The sequence below is a fragment of the Enterobacter sp. BWH64 genome (assembly GCF_001037645.1).
Lineage (GTDB): Bacteria > Pseudomonadota > Gammaproteobacteria > Enterobacterales > Enterobacteriaceae > Enterobacter > Enterobacter hormaechei_C.
In genome coordinates this window covers 781236-793575 of sequence record NZ_KQ089922.1, presented here as the reverse complement: position 1 = coordinate 793575, position 12340 = coordinate 781236, and the positions used below count along the sequence as shown (strand labels likewise).

19 protein-coding genes are annotated in these 12340 nt (G+C 50.9%); 2 read left to right on the top strand and 17 right to left on the bottom strand.

Going from position 1 to position 12340, the window contains the following annotated elements; translation table 11 throughout:
- Positions 1-10: 10 nt before the first annotated feature.
- Genes rplW through rpsJ form a run of 4 tightly spaced genes read right to left on the bottom strand, consistent with a single transcriptional unit; the run spans position 11 to position 1899 of the window.
- The gene (gene rplW / locus SK50_RS03740; RefSeq protein ID WP_000617546.1) at positions 11-313 is read right to left on the bottom strand and encodes a 50S ribosomal protein L23; all 303 of its coding nucleotides are present in this window, start codon (positions 311-313) and stop codon (positions 11-13) included.
- Entirely contained in the window at positions 310-915 is a 606-nt protein-coding gene (gene rplD, locus SK50_RS03735) for a 50S ribosomal protein L4 (RefSeq protein WP_000424395.1), read from the bottom strand. Before rplD ends, rplW begins: the two co-directional genes overlap by 4 nt.
- A 10-nt stretch (positions 916-925) precedes the next feature.
- On the bottom strand, positions 926-1555 hold the full coding sequence (rplC, locus tag SK50_RS03730) for a 50S ribosomal protein L3 (protein ID WP_003863274.1): 630 nt from the start codon (positions 1553-1555) through the stop codon (positions 926-928).
- 32 nt (positions 1556-1587) lie between these two features.
- Complete coding sequence (gene rpsJ / locus SK50_RS03725; RefSeq protein ID WP_001181005.1) at positions 1588-1899, bottom strand: 30S ribosomal protein S10; 312 nt, start codon at positions 1897-1899, stop codon at positions 1588-1590.
- Positions 1900-2280: 381 nt separating this feature from the next.
- On the opposite strand from rpsJ, the gene SK50_RS03720 reads away from it, so the two are divergent.
- Complete coding sequence (locus tag SK50_RS03720) at positions 2281-2754, top strand: prepilin peptidase (protein WP_017693881.1); 474 nt, start codon at positions 2281-2283, stop codon at positions 2752-2754.
- Here the strand turns inward: SK50_RS03720 and bfr are convergent.
- From bfr to fkpA, 11 genes are all read right to left on the bottom strand, one after another.
- Positions 2738-3214 (bottom strand): bacterioferritin, encoded by a 477-nt coding sequence (bfr, locus tag SK50_RS03715; protein WP_003863270.1) that lies wholly within the window; start codon positions 3212-3214, stop codon positions 2738-2740. The two genes, SK50_RS03720 and bfr, sit on opposite strands and share 17 nt — an antisense overlap.
- 72 nt (positions 3215-3286) lie before the next feature.
- Positions 3287-3481, bottom strand: coding sequence for a bacterioferritin-associated ferredoxin (gene bfd / locus SK50_RS03710; protein WP_003863268.1), 195 nt, complete (start codon positions 3479-3481; stop codon positions 3287-3289).
- A gap of 178 nt (positions 3482-3659) precedes the next feature.
- Entirely contained in the window at positions 3660-4844 is a 1185-nt protein-coding gene (gene tuf / locus SK50_RS03705; protein WP_032634256.1) for an elongation factor Tu, read from the bottom strand.
- Positions 4845-4913: 69 nt separating this feature from the next.
- Positions 4914-7028: an elongation factor G gene (fusA, locus tag SK50_RS03700; RefSeq protein ID WP_006812195.1), complete on the bottom strand. Its 2115-nt coding sequence runs from the start codon at positions 7026-7028 to the stop codon at positions 4914-4916.
- Positions 7029-7124: 96 nt separating this feature from the next.
- Positions 7125-7595, bottom strand: a complete 471-nt coding sequence (gene rpsG / locus SK50_RS03695) for a 30S ribosomal protein S7 (protein WP_003861706.1) — start codon at positions 7593-7595, stop codon at positions 7125-7127.
- A 96-nt stretch (positions 7596-7691) separates the two neighbouring features.
- Positions 7692-8066, bottom strand: coding sequence for a 30S ribosomal protein S12 (rpsL, locus tag SK50_RS03690; protein WP_000246815.1), 375 nt, complete (start codon positions 8064-8066; stop codon positions 7692-7694).
- 124 nt (positions 8067-8190) lie between these two features.
- Complete coding sequence (gene tusB / locus SK50_RS03685; RefSeq protein WP_015571409.1) at positions 8191-8478, bottom strand: sulfurtransferase complex subunit TusB; 288 nt, start codon at positions 8476-8478, stop codon at positions 8191-8193.
- Positions 8479-8485: 7 nt separating this feature from the next.
- Positions 8486-8845, bottom strand: a complete 360-nt coding sequence (gene tusC / locus SK50_RS03680; RefSeq protein ID WP_045344751.1) for a sulfurtransferase complex subunit TusC — start codon at positions 8843-8845, stop codon at positions 8486-8488.
- Positions 8845-9231 carry a sulfurtransferase complex subunit TusD gene (tusD, locus tag SK50_RS03675; RefSeq protein ID WP_003861699.1) on the bottom strand — a complete coding sequence of 129 codons (387 nt, stop codon included), beginning with the start codon at positions 9229-9231 and terminating at the stop codon, positions 8845-8847. The genes tusC and tusD overlap by 1 nt, the downstream gene beginning before the upstream one ends.
- Entirely contained in the window at positions 9231-9953 is a 723-nt protein-coding gene (locus SK50_RS03670) for a helix-turn-helix transcriptional regulator (RefSeq protein ID WP_003861697.1), read from the bottom strand. The genes tusD and SK50_RS03670 overlap by 1 nt, the downstream gene beginning before the upstream one ends.
- Positions 9954-10120: 167 nt before the next feature.
- Positions 10121-10939, bottom strand: coding sequence for an FKBP-type peptidyl-prolyl cis-trans isomerase (fkpA, locus tag SK50_RS03665; protein WP_003861695.1), 819 nt, complete (start codon positions 10937-10939; stop codon positions 10121-10123).
- A gap of 238 nt (positions 10940-11177) precedes the next feature.
- On the opposite strand from fkpA, the gene SK50_RS03660 reads away from it, so the two are divergent.
- Positions 11178-11396, top strand: coding sequence for a protein SlyX (locus tag SK50_RS03660; RefSeq protein WP_045344750.1), 219 nt, complete (start codon positions 11178-11180; stop codon positions 11394-11396).
- A gap of 51 nt (positions 11397-11447) precedes the next feature.
- Here the strand turns inward: SK50_RS03660 and slyD are convergent, their stop codons facing one another.
- The gene (slyD, locus tag SK50_RS03655; RefSeq protein WP_003861691.1) at positions 11448-12038 is read right to left on the bottom strand and encodes a peptidylprolyl isomerase; all 591 of its coding nucleotides are present in this window, start codon (positions 12036-12038) and stop codon (positions 11448-11450) included.
- A 94-nt stretch (positions 12039-12132) separates the two neighbouring features.
- Positions 12133-12333: a YheV family putative zinc ribbon protein gene (locus SK50_RS03650; protein ID WP_003861689.1), complete on the bottom strand. Its 201-nt coding sequence runs from the start codon at positions 12331-12333 to the stop codon at positions 12133-12135.
- Positions 12334-12340 lie beyond the last annotated feature (7 nt).

Sequence of the window (12340 nt, the reverse complement as noted above, 5' to 3'; positions counted from 1 at the left end):
CTCCTCCGACTTACTCAGCGCCGCCAACGAAGTCCAGGTTCTGGCCTTCTTTCAGGGTGACGTAAGCTTTTTTCCAGTCGCTACGACGACCGATACGCTGTCCGTGACGTTTAACTTTCCCTTTAACTACCAGGGTGTTAACGACTTCGACTTCGACTTCAAACAGTTTCTGCACAGCAGCTTTGATCTCTGCTTTGGTCGCGTCTTTAGCAACTTTGAGAACGATGGTGTTTGTTTTTTCCATCGCAGTAGACGCTTTTTCAGAAACGTGCGGTGCGCGCAGCACCTTCAGCAGACGTTCTTCACGAATCATGCCAGCATCTCCTCAACTTGCTTAACAGCATCAGCAGTCATTACGACTTTGTCGAAGGCGATCAGGCTAACCGGGTCGATACCAGTCGCGTCGCGTACGTCAACCTTGTGCAGGTTACGCGCGGCCAGGAACAGGTTCTCGTCCAGCTCACCGGTGATGATCAGCACATCTTCCAGAGCCATGTCTTTCAGTTTCTGTGCCAGCAGCTTAGTTTTAGGCGCTTCAACAGAGAACTTCTCGACAACGATCAGACGATCCTGACGTACCAGTTCGGACAGAATGCTTTTCAGCGCGCCGCGGTACATCTTTTTGTTAACTTTTTGACTGTGGTCCTGTGGACGCGCAGCGAAGGTCACGCCACCTGAACGCCAGATCGGGCTCTTGATAGAACCTGAACGCGCACGGCCGGTACCTTTCTGGCGCCATGGCTTTTTGCCTGAACCAGTTACTTCAGCACGAGTCTTCTGAGCACGAGTACCCTGACGAGCACCAGCTGCATAAGCAACAACAACCTGGTGAACCAGCGCTTCGTTGAAATCACGACCGAAGGTAGTTTCGGAAACAGTCAGCGCGCTCTGCGCGTCTTTCAATACTAATTCCATTGCTATCCCCTTACGCCTTCACAGCTGGTTTAACGATCAGGTCGCTACCGGTTGCACCCGGGACCGCACCTTTAACCAGCAGCAGGTTGCGCTCAGCGTCAACACGTACTACGTCCAGGCTCTGAACGGTTACACGTTCGTTGCCCAGCTGACCTGCCATTTTCTTGCCTTTGAACACTTTGCCCGGAGTCTGGTTCTGACCGATAGAACCCGGAACGCGGTGAGACAAGGAGTTACCGTGAGTAGCGTCCTGGGTACGGAAGTTCCAGCGCTTAACGGTACCAGCAAAACCTTTACCTTTAGAGGTACCGGTTACGTCAACTTTTTTAACGTCAGCAAACAGCTCAACGCTAATGTCCTGACCTACGGTGAACTCTTCGCCTTCAGCAAGACGGAATTCCCACAGACCACGGCCAGCTTCAACGCCAGCTTTAGCGAAGTGACCCGCTTCTGGTTTGGTTACACGGTTAGCTTTTTTAGCACCAGTGGTAACCTGAATAGCGCGGTAGCCATCGTTAGCCAGATCTTTAACCTGAGTAACGCGGTTTGCTTCAACTTCGATTACGGTTACTGGGATAGAAACGCCATCTTCAGTGAAGATGCGGGTCATACCCACTTTTTTACCGACTAAACCAATCATTGTTTCAACCTCTCAATCGCTCGATGACCTGATTAACCCAGGCTGATCTGCACGTCTACACCGGCAGCCAGATCCAGACGCATCAGAGCATCAACGGTTTTCTCAGTTGGCTCAACGATGTCAACCAGACGCTTGTGAGTGCGGATTTCGTACTGATCACGCGCATCTTTGTTAACGTGCGGAGAGATCAGAACGGTAAAGCGCTCTTTGCGGGTCGGCAGCGGGATCGGACCACGGACTTGCGCACCAGTGCGCTTAGCAGTCTCGACGATTTCCGCGGTTGATTGATCGATCAGACGATGATCAAACGCTTTAAGGCGGATACGGATTCTTTGGTTCTGCATGAGACCAGAGCTCCAATTATTTTATAAACGAAAATGATTACTCCTCAAACCCATTACGATTGATGGGAGAGTGTAACCGTTCTTACGTAGCTCCCCAATTGGGAGCATTGTTGAGTAACAAAGTGAGCTACTCTGGTTCAGATTGAACCCGCCGTCAATTACGACAAGCCCGCGCATTATACGTAAATCAGAGAAAGACGCAAGTGCCGTTTAGAAATTAAGCGCCAAAGACGTACTATACGTAAGGCCGCGCAATTTTTTATGCAAAGTATCCCTTCTCAACTCTTTGTCTGAAGCCGCTACGCAATTGCTGTTTTTACACATTGCCGGGCCATGCAGATTATTACGAGTATGCGCTCAAACCATTTTGAGGCTCTCGCTATGCTACTGTCCCTCCCCTTTCTGCTGATCTATTTTGCGTTATCGGCCTTGCTTGTTCGCACCGATATTCGCACGGGGCTTCTTCCCGATAAATTTCTTTGCCCGCTGCTATGGACGGGCCTGCTCTACCAGCTTTGTCTCCATCCTGATTTTTTGCCGAGCGCGGTAGTGGGTGCGATGGCAGGATACGCCGGATTCGCCATTATCTATTGGGGATACCGTCTCATCTGCCGACGTGAAGGGATGGGATATGGCGACATAAAATATCTGGCGGCGCTGGGGGCATGGCATGGCTGGTGTGTACTACCAATACTGGCATTAGTGGCCGCGCTAATGGCTCTGCTGTATCTGGTTGCTTTCTCGTTATTTACCCCTGATAAGCAGGCATTAAAAAACCCACTGCCTTTTGGGCCATTTCTGGCGGCAGCGGGTTTATGCGTTGGCTGGGAAAGCCTGATTAACTTTCCACTTTAATCTGAGACTGAAGGTAGTTCTGTAGGCCAATTTTGCTAATGAGATCTAGTTCGGTCTCAAGCCAGTCGATGTGCCCTTCTTCATCGGCCAGGATCTGGATCATCATATCGCGGCTGACGTAGTCATGTACGCTGTCCGCATAGGCAATGGCTTCACGCAGATCTTTTGCACCCTCCAGCTCCAGCCGGAGATCAGAACGCAGCATCTCTTCGACATCTTCTCCGATGCCCAGTTTTCCGAGATCCTGTAGGTTAGGAATGCCTTCGAGGAATAAAATACGCTCAATGTATTTATCGGCGTGTTTCATTTCATCAATGGACTCATGGTATTCAACATCGTTGAGGCGAGTCAGTCCCCAGTTTTTAAACATTCTTGCATGGAGAAAATACTGATTGATTGCGACAAGCTCATTTCCCAATAATTTATTGAGATAACTTATGATTTTAACATCACCTTTCATTATATAGTCCCTCCGCTTCCACTCATTGAAGCGTAGATCGGGCTACGGGGATGTCAAAAAAAAGATAGAGGCTTACGCGATCTCTTTGAATTCCGGGATCTGCATCAGTTCGTCCTGCATGATCTCACGCGCTGCGCGAACGCATTTACCGCATTGATTTCCCACCGGAACAAACTTGCGAAGCTGCTGGAAAGATTGTGGTTGAAACTGGCGAACGGCCTGACGAATTTTTTTGTCGCTTACACCATTACATAAACAAACGTACATAAAGACTCCCGTTCAAAATATGCGCAAAGTGTAAGTGAGAATGGTTATGATTACAATAGCACGGGCTTCGGAATACGTGGCGGGAGAAAGCAAAAAATGCGAATTTTTATGACAATGCCCCAACGGCAGAAAACAAAAAAGGACGCCGGAGCGTCCTTTTTATTTCAGGGATAATTAATTAGCCCAGAACTTTAGCAACAACGCCCGCGCCAACGGTACGGCCGCCTTCACGGATTGCGAAACGCAGACCGTCGTCCATCGCGATTGGGTGGATCAGCGTCACAACCATCTTGATGTTGTCGCCTGGCATTACCATCTCTACGCCTTCTGGCAGTTCGATGGTACCGGTCACGTCAGTTGTACGGAAGTAGAACTGTGGACGGTAGCCTTTGAAGAACGGAGTATGACGGCCGCCTTCGTCTTTGGACAGAATGTACACTTCAGATTCGAACTTGGTGTGTGGCTTGATTGAGCCTGGCTTCGCCAGAACCTGACCACGTTCGATTTCTTCACGTTTGATACCACGCAGCAGAACACCAACGTTCTCACCAGCACGGCCTTCGTCCAGCAGTTTGCGGAACATTTCAACGCCAGTACAGGTAGACTTCGCAGTCTCTTTGATACCAACGATTTCAACTTCTTCACCAACTTTGATGATACCGCGCTCTACACGACCGGTAACAACGGTACCACGACCGGAGATGGAGAATACGTCTTCGATTGGCAGCAGGAATGGCTTGTCAATCGCACGCTCTGGTTCTGGGATGTAAGAATCCAGGTAGCCAGCCAGTTCGATGATTTTCGCTTCCCACTCTGCGTCGCCTTCCAGCGCTTTCAGCGCGGAACCACGAACGATTGGAGTGTCGTCGCCTGGGAAATCGTACTGAGACAGCAGTTCACGAACTTCCATCTCTACCAGTTCCAGCAGCTCTTCGTCATCAACCATGTCACATTTGTTCAGGAACACGATGATGAAAGGAACGCCTACCTGACGACCCAGCAGGATGTGCTCACGAGTCTGAGGCATAGGGCCGTCAGTCGCAGCAACAACCAGGATCGCGCCGTCCATCTGCGCAGCACCGGTGATCATGTTTTTAACATAGTCGGCGTGGCCTGGGCAGTCTACGTGTGCGTAGTGGCGAGTCGGGGTGTCATACTCAACGTGAGAGGTGTTGATGGTGATACCACGAGCTTTTTCTTCTGGTGCGTTATCGATCTGGTCGAAAGCACGAGCAGCACCGCCGTAGGTTTTAGCCAGTACGGTAGTGATTGCAGCAGTCAGGGTAGTTTTACCATGGTCAACGTGGCCGATAGTACCAACGTTGACGTGCGGTTTTGTACGTTCAAATTTTTCTTTAGACACGGCTATATTCCTTACTATAGTGCTCTCCCCTTCGGAGAGAGCACGGGACTTAGGTTTTAATCCTGTGGATTACTTACCACGGGCTTCGATAACGGCCTGAGCAACGTTGTTCGGCGCATCATCATACTTCAGGAATTCCATAGTGTATGATGCACGACCTTTGGTCAGAGAACGCAGCTGAGTCGCATATCCGAACATTTCAGACAGCGGAACTTCAGCGTGGATCTTAACGCCAGTTACTTCGGATTCCTGACCACGCAGCATACCGCGACGACGGCTCAAGTCACCGATAACGTCACCGGTGTTCTCTTCAGGAGTTTCTACTTCAACCTTCATGATCGGCTCAAGCAGAACTGGTTTTGCTTTCTTAAAGCCTTCTTTAAAGGCAATAGACGCAGCCAGTTTAAACGCCAGTTCAGAGGAGTCAACGTCGTGGTAAGAACCGAAGTGCAGACGAACACCCATGTCTACAACCGGGTAACCAGCCAGAGGACCAGCTTTCAGCTGCTCCTGGATGCCTTTATCAACGGCAGGGATGTATTCGCCAGGAATTACACCACCTTTGATGTCATTGATGAACTCGTAACCTTTAGGGTTAGAGCCCGGCTCCAGTGGGTACATGTCGATCACAACGTGACCGTACTGACCGCGACCACCAGACTGCTTAGCGTGTTTACCTTCAACATCGGTAACTTTCGCGCGAATCGCTTCGCGGTAAGCAACCTGAGGTTTACCCACGTTCGCTTCAACGTTGAATTCACGCTTCATACGGTCAACGATGATGTCCAGGTGCAGTTCACCCATACCAGCGATGATGGTCTGGTTAGATTCTTCATCAGTCCATACGCGGAATGATGGGTCTTCTTTCGCCAGACGGCCCAGAGCCAGACCCATTTTTTCCTGGTCAGCTTTGGTTTTTGGTTCAACTGCGATGGAGATTACCGGCTCAGGGAATTCCATACGCTCCAGAATGATCGGGTGATCCGGGTCACACAGGGTGTCACCAGTGGTCACGTCTTTCAGACCGATAGCAGCAGCGATATCGCCCGCACGAACTTCTTTGATCTCTTCACGTTTGTTAGCGTGCATCTGTACGATACGGCCAAAACGTTCACGCGCCGCTTTCACGGAGTTCAGGATGGTGTCACCGGAGTTAACCACACCAGAGTAAACGCGGAAGAAGGTCAGGTTACCCACGAATGGGTCGGTAGCAATTTTGAACGCCAGTGCAGAGAACGGCTCGTCATCACTTGCGTGACGCTCAGCCGGAGTATCTTTACCGTCGTCCAGGATGCCGTTGATCGCAGGAACGTCAACCGGGGATGGCAGGTAGTCAACTACCGCATCCAGCATCGCCTGAACACCTTTGTTCTTGAACGCAGAACCACAGGTTACCAGGATGATTTCGTTGTTCAGAACGCGCTGACGCAGAGCAGATTTGATCTCTTGCTCAGACAGTTCTTCACCACCCAGGTATTTCTCCATCAGCTCTTCAGAAGCTTCTGCTGCGGATTCGATCAGGTTCTGGTGCCATTCGTCAGCCAGGTCCTGCATCTCTGCCGGGATATCTTCGTATTCGAAGGTAACGCCCGCATCTGCTTCGTTCCAGTTGATGGCTTTCATTTTCACCAGGTCGATAACGCCGGTGAAACCTTCTTCAGCACCAATTGCCAGCTGAAGCGGAACAGGGTTCGCGCCCAGACGGGTTTTGATCTGGCCAACAACTTTCAGGAAGTTAGCACCCATACGGTCCATTTTGTTAACGAACGCGATGCGTGGAACTTTATATTTGTTTGCCTGACGCCATACGGTTTCAGACTGTGGCTGAACACCACCAACTGCGCAATAAACCATTACCGCGCCGTCAAGAACACGCATGGAACGTTCTACTTCGATGGTGAAGTCAACGTGCCCTGGGGTGTCGATGATGTTTACGCGATGCGGTTCGTACTGCTTAGCCATACCTGACCAGAATGCAGTAGTCGCTGCGGAGGTGATAGTAATACCACGCTCCTGCTCCTGTTCCATCCAGTCCATGGTGGCTGCGCCGTCATGAACTTCACCGATTTTATGGTTTACACCGGTGTAGAACAGAATACGTTCGGTAGTAGTGGTTTTACCGGCGTCGATGTGCGCACTGATACCGATGTTACGGTAGCGTGCGATGGGTGTTGTACGAGCCATTTGATTCCTCGTTTATATCTTTAGGCGTTCAGTTAAGTTACCCAGAGCGGGCGGCTTCTCTGAAGCGCCCGCCTGGTGACTACGACTCCGAAGGGATTACCAACGGTAGTGTGCGAACGCCTTGTTGGCTTCTGCCATACGGTGAACGTCTTCACGTTTCTTAACTGCGGTACCTTTGTTTTCCGCAGCATCAGAAAGTTCGTTCGCCAGACGCAGAGCCATGGATTTATCACCGCGTTTACGAGCAGCTTCAACGATCCAACGCATTGCCAGAGCATTACGACGAACCGGACGAACTTCAACTGGAACCTGATAAGTAGAACCACCAACGCGGCGAGACTTAACTTCTACAGTCGGGCGCACGTTGTCGAGAGCGACTTCGAAGGCTTCCAGTTCATTTTTACCAGAACGCTGAGCCAGGGTCTCCAGCGCGCTGTATACGATTGCTTCTGCGGTAGATTTTTTACCATCTACCATCAGGATATTTACAAATTTTGCCAGCAGTTCTGATCCGAATTTCGGATCTGGAAGAATTTTACGCTGACCAATGACGCGACGACGTGGCATGGGATTACTCCGTTGTTAATTCAGGATTGTCCAAAACTCTACGAGTTTAGTTTGACATTAAGATAAATCAGTTTGGCCTTACTTAACGGAGAACCATTAAGCCTTAGGACGCTTCACGCCGTACTTGGAGCGAGCCTGCTTACGGTCTTTAACACCTGAGCAGTCCAGCGCACCACGAACGGTGTGGTAACGAACACCCGGAAGGTCTTTAACACGACCGCCACGGATCAGGATCACGGAGTGCTCCTGAAGGTTGTGACCTTCACCACCGATGTAGGAAGTCACTTCGAAACCGTTAGTCAAACGCACACGGCATACTTTACGCAGTGCGGAGTTTGGTTTTTTAGGAGTGGTGGTATATACACGAGTACATACGCCACGTTTCTGCGGGCAGGCTTCCAGCGCAGGCACGTTGCTTTTTGCAACTTTGCGTGCACGTGGTTTGCGTACCAGCTGGTTAACTGTTGCCATTAAATAGCTCCTGGTTTTAGCTTTTGCTTCGTAAACACGTAATAAAACGACCTCATACAATATGAGGACGCGAAATTTTAGGGCTACGTCGAAAAGGTGTCAAGAAATATACAGCGTTCTCAAATCACCAGTTCATTTGACTGGCGTGCGTCACAGTAAGATTGACGAAATCAGTATAGCCAACCACGTCAATTTTGGCTGAAATTTGACCAGAAAGACCCCGCGCATCCAGATCCTCTTTCAGCGCAGAGACTGTTATGGGGGCATTAGCGAGGATTTCAACAAAACGGCTGCCTTCAAGCGCCGCAAGCACGCCATCCTGAATCAGCAGCAGATCATCACCTTCGCGCAGCATGCTCAGTAACGTGTCGATATCGCATTGCCACGGTGAACGGCTCAGGGTATGGAGCATGACAGCCTCAGAAAGTCAGAACGGTATCGTAGTGAGAGAGTTGTTCGCGCAGCGTAGCAGATGTCAGGATCGTCACGTCCAGCACGAACGGTGTTTTCTCGTTTAACCCACGCGCGGCCAGCGAGTCGGCGCACACATAGAAGGTTTCAATGTCATAGAGCGGCAGAACTTTGAAGGTCGCAATGTAGTCGCGCGCAAGAATGGCCTGCGGTTGTTGGCCTGCCAGAAGCTGGAATACGCCATCGCCTAAAAAGAAGACGCCGATATCTTCGGTTAAAGCCGATGTCGCGAGCAATGCATCCAGCCCTTCCCGGCCTGAAGCGCTGCCATGCGGCGCAGAAGTAAAAACAAACGCTACGCGCTTCATCAAAATTGCACCACTCTGTCGCAGGTCAACGCCGCCTGTGCCAGGGCACCTAGTCCGCTGAGCGAAAAGCCCGGTTGCAGGTTAGCCCCCGCCAGACCAAGGCGTTCGGCTTCGGTCGCATCCGTCACGCCGCGACGCAGTGCCGCCGCGACGCAGATATGCAGGTCAACGCCCTGCGTTTCGTTTAATTTTTGCCAGGCGCGCACGAGGTCAAACTCATCGCTCGCCGGAGACGTAAACTGGTTCGCGTTATATACGCCTTCGCGATAAAAGAAGACGCTTGCCAGTTCATGACCGGCATCAAGCAGCGCATGGGCAAACTGTAGCGCGCTGCTGGCCTGCTGGGTACCGTACGCCGGGCCCGTCACCATTAACGCAAAACGCATTACTTGTCTTGTCCCAGGAAGTCGCCGCTTTTGAACTGGCGAATATAGAGGTAAACCGTGTGTTTGGAGATATTCAGGCGATCGGCCACCTGGTTGATGGCATCTTTGATATCAAAAATCCCTTTCTCATAGAGGTTCAGGACGATCTGACGATTCTTGGCGTTGTTGGATACGTTGCGATCGGCATTCACCTCTTCAATGGTGAACTCCAGCGTCTGGGTCACGAGATCCTCAACCGAAGAAGCAAAGTTCACCGATGAGCCCACGTCCGGCGTTTCTGGCGGGATGAAGGTGCTCATGATTTGCGAGAATGGCACATCAAGGTTCATGTTGATGCACAGCAAACCGATTACCCGGTGTTCGCGATTTCGAATCGCGATCGTTTCTGATTTCATCAGCACGCCACTTTTGGCGCGGGTGAAATAGCATTTTGAGACGCTGCTGTCCGCGCCGGTCATGTCATGCAACATACGCAATGCAAGGTCGGTGATTGGCGAACCAATTTTACGGCCAGTGTGCTCACCATTCGCAATGCGGATAGCGGAACACTTAAGATCTTGCAGGGAATGCAATACGATTTCGCAGTGGGAACCAATGAGCATCGCTAACCCGTCCACTACCGCTTCGTAGGATTTCAGAATATCGAAGTCGGTCTGGTCAAATGGACGTTGATCCAGCAAATCAAGTTCACTGGTTTCGTTGGTTAAAAGCGACCTGGACATGAAAAAAACACTCCTTTTCAGGAGCCTGTCGTTAGGTTTTCAGGGCAGGCTCATTATCTACACGGACAACTAAATTAATACAGCGTGTATAACGCTTTCCAGTGTTAATTATATCTGCCCCACAATAAAAAAACCGCCGCCTGTAAAGGCGGCGGTTTTTTTCAGCATTACTTCTTAGCTGCTGCGGCTTTGTCGTCAGCCGGTGCGTCTGTTTTCGCATCCGCTTTCGGCGCCGGTTTGATGTCCAGCAGTTCTACATCAAATACCAGCGTGGAGTTAGCCGGGATACCCGGAACGCCGGTTTTGCCGTAAGCCAGATCCGGTGGGATGACCAGCTTGATTTTACCGCCTTTCTTGATGTTCTTCAGGCCTTCGGTCCAGCCCGGGATCACACCATCCAGACGGAAGGAGAGAGGCTCACCGCGGGTATAAGAGTTATCGAACTCTTTACCGTCGATCAGCGTACCTTTGTAGTTCACCACAACGGTGTCGCTGTCTTTAGGCGCGTCGCCGGTACCTTCTTTCTCAACTTTATAGATCAGGCCAGTAGAAGACGTTTTAACGCCTTTCTCTTTAGCGAACTTGTCGCGGTAGGCTTTGCCTTTCGCTTCGTTATCTTTAGCGTCTGCTTCCATCTTGGTCTGAGCGGCGCCTTTCACGCGCGCTTCAAACGCTTGCAGAGTCTGCTCGATTTCCTGGTCAGACAGTTTGCTCTTGTCTGCGAACGCATCCTGAACCCCTGCGATCAGCTGGTTTTTGTCCAGTTTGATGCCCAGTTTCTCTTGTTCTTTCAGAGAGTTTTCCATGTAACGACCCAGAGACGCGCCAAGTGCGTAGGCGGATTTCTGGTCGTCATTTTTGAATGCCGCTTTGCTGTCTGTAGTCGCAGCAGGCTTCGCAGCAGTATCAGCAGCGAAAGACAGCGGCGCATTGAGCGCTACAGCCATAGTGGTCGCCAGCAGCGTAACTTTAAACAGTGATTTCATCCATATCTCCAGGACCTGAGGTCTCTCACCCCAGTGTTAAACGTAAATGAGTGACGTACTATAAAACGTTGCGGAAGAAATCTACAGACAGACTCCCCCGAATGTCGCTTCTTTTCAGACTATTTTTGTTTAAATAAGTTTCTTGTCAGGGAGATGGATACTGTACTTAAGGAAAAAGTCAGCTAAACTTCGCCGCCGCTGGTCCATTATGGCGAATGAGAGATAAACGAGGTGAATGATGAAGGATACAACGATCGGAGCGAGACTGGCTGAGCTGGAAAGCCGCCTGGCTTTTCAGGACATCACCATCGAAGAACTGAACCAGACCGTGACGGCCCATGAGCTTGAAATGGCAAAACTGCGCGATCACATGCGCCTGCTGACGGAAAAGCTGAAGGCCACGCAGCCGTCAAACATTGCCTCTCAGTCAGAAGAGACACCACCACCTCATTATTGAGGCGTAAAAAAAGCGGGATTATCCCGCTTTTTTATTTTCCGGAGTACGGAATCAGTGGCAACCGCAGCCGCCGTTACCGCAACCACCTTTACCGTGGCCGTGGTCATGACCATGGTCGTGGCCGTGACCACCGCAGCAGCCGTCATGGCCGTGATCGTGGTCATGGTCGTGACCGTGCGCACCGTGAACGTGGCCATGAGCCAGCTCTTCTTCGGTCGCTTCACGGATCGCAACAACTTCTACGTTGAACTTCAGGTTCTGACCCGCCAGCATGTGGTTGCCGTCAACCACAACGTGGTCGTCTTCAACTTCAGTGATTTCAACCGGAACCGGACCCTGGTCAGTTTCCGCCAGGAAGCGCATGCCAACCTGCAACTCGTCAACGCCCATGAATACGTCTTTAGGAACGCGCTGAACCAGGTTGTCATCATACTGACCGTAAGCGTCGTTCGCGCCTACAGCAACGTCGAATTTGTCGCCAACTTCATGGCCTTCCAGCGCCGTTTCCAGGCCGGAAATCAGGGAACCGTGACCATGCAGGTAGTCCAGCGGCGCACTCACCGGAGACTCATCAACCAACACACCGTCTTCTGTACGTACCTGATAGGCCAGGCTGACCACCAGGTCTTTTGCTACTTTCATGATATCTCCTGAGCGTGGGAAAATTGCTGGCGCAGATTGTAGCGGAAATCTGCACCCGTGTACCCTTAAGCTTAAAAAAACTCAGAGCATATCGCTAGTCTGGATGAAAAATGCCGATCACTTGCTCTTCTTTGCGAACGTGATCGCGGGCTTCTTTATCGGCCTCACGCATCTGGTGACCGCACTTAACACATTCAACGATATCGATATTATTTTCACGCCACATGGCCAGCGTATCTTGCGCCTGGCAGGATGGGCATTTTGCGCCCGCGATAAAGCGTTTACGTACAGCCATCTTTCGT

Excerpts from the sequence above, each read along its gene's own strand:
- rplW (WP_000617546.1), bottom strand. The coding sequence starts at position 313 with ATGATTCGTGAAGAACGTCTGCTGAAGGTGCTGCGCGCACCGCACGTT.
- rplD (WP_000424395.1), bottom strand. The coding sequence starts at position 915 with ATGGAATTAGTATTGAAAGACGCGCAGAGCGCGCTGACTGTTTCCGAA.
- rplC (WP_003863274.1), bottom strand. The coding sequence starts at position 1,555 with ATGATTGGTTTAGTCGGTAAAAAAGTGGGTATGACCCGCATCTTCACT.
- rpsJ (WP_001181005.1), bottom strand. The coding sequence starts at position 1,899 with ATGCAGAACCAAAGAATCCGTATCCGCCTTAAAGCGTTTGATCATCGT.
- SK50_RS03720 (WP_017693881.1), top strand. The coding sequence starts at position 2,281 with ATGCTACTGTCCCTCCCCTTTCTGCTGATCTATTTTGCGTTATCGGCC.
- bfr (WP_003863270.1), bottom strand. The coding sequence starts at position 3,214 with ATGAAAGGTGATGTTAAAATCATAAGTTATCTCAATAAATTATTGGGA.
- bfd (WP_003863268.1), bottom strand. The coding sequence starts at position 3,481 with ATGTACGTTTGTTTATGTAATGGTGTAAGCGACAAAAAAATTCGTCAG.
- fusA (WP_006812195.1), bottom strand. The coding sequence starts at position 7,028 with ATGGCTCGTACAACACCCATCGCACGCTACCGTAACATCGGTATCAGT.
- rpsG (WP_003861706.1), bottom strand. The coding sequence starts at position 7,595 with ATGCCACGTCGTCGCGTCATTGGTCAGCGTAAAATTCTTCCAGATCCG.
- rpsL (WP_000246815.1), bottom strand. The coding sequence starts at position 8,066 with ATGGCAACAGTTAACCAGCTGGTACGCAAACCACGTGCACGCAAAGTT.
- tusB (WP_015571409.1), bottom strand. The coding sequence starts at position 8,478 with ATGCTCCATACCCTGAGCCGTTCACCGTGGCAATGCGATATCGACACG.
- tusC (WP_045344751.1), bottom strand. The coding sequence starts at position 8,845 with ATGAAGCGCGTAGCGTTTGTTTTTACTTCTGCGCCGCATGGCAGCGCT.
- tusD (WP_003861699.1), bottom strand. The coding sequence starts at position 9,231 with ATGCGTTTTGCGTTAATGGTGACGGGCCCGGCGTACGGTACCCAGCAG.
- SK50_RS03670 (WP_003861697.1), bottom strand. The coding sequence starts at position 9,953 with ATGTCCAGGTCGCTTTTAACCAACGAAACCAGTGAACTTGATTTGCTG.
- fkpA (WP_003861695.1), bottom strand. The coding sequence starts at position 10,939 with ATGAAATCACTGTTTAAAGTTACGCTGCTGGCGACCACTATGGCTGTA.
- SK50_RS03660 (WP_045344750.1), top strand. The coding sequence starts at position 11,178 with ATGAAGGATACAACGATCGGAGCGAGACTGGCTGAGCTGGAAAGCCGC.
- slyD (WP_003861691.1), bottom strand. The coding sequence starts at position 12,038 with ATGAAAGTAGCAAAAGACCTGGTGGTCAGCCTGGCCTATCAGGTACGT.
- SK50_RS03650 (WP_003861689.1), bottom strand. The coding sequence starts at position 12,333 with ATGGCTGTACGTAAACGCTTTATCGCGGGCGCAAAATGCCCATCCTGC.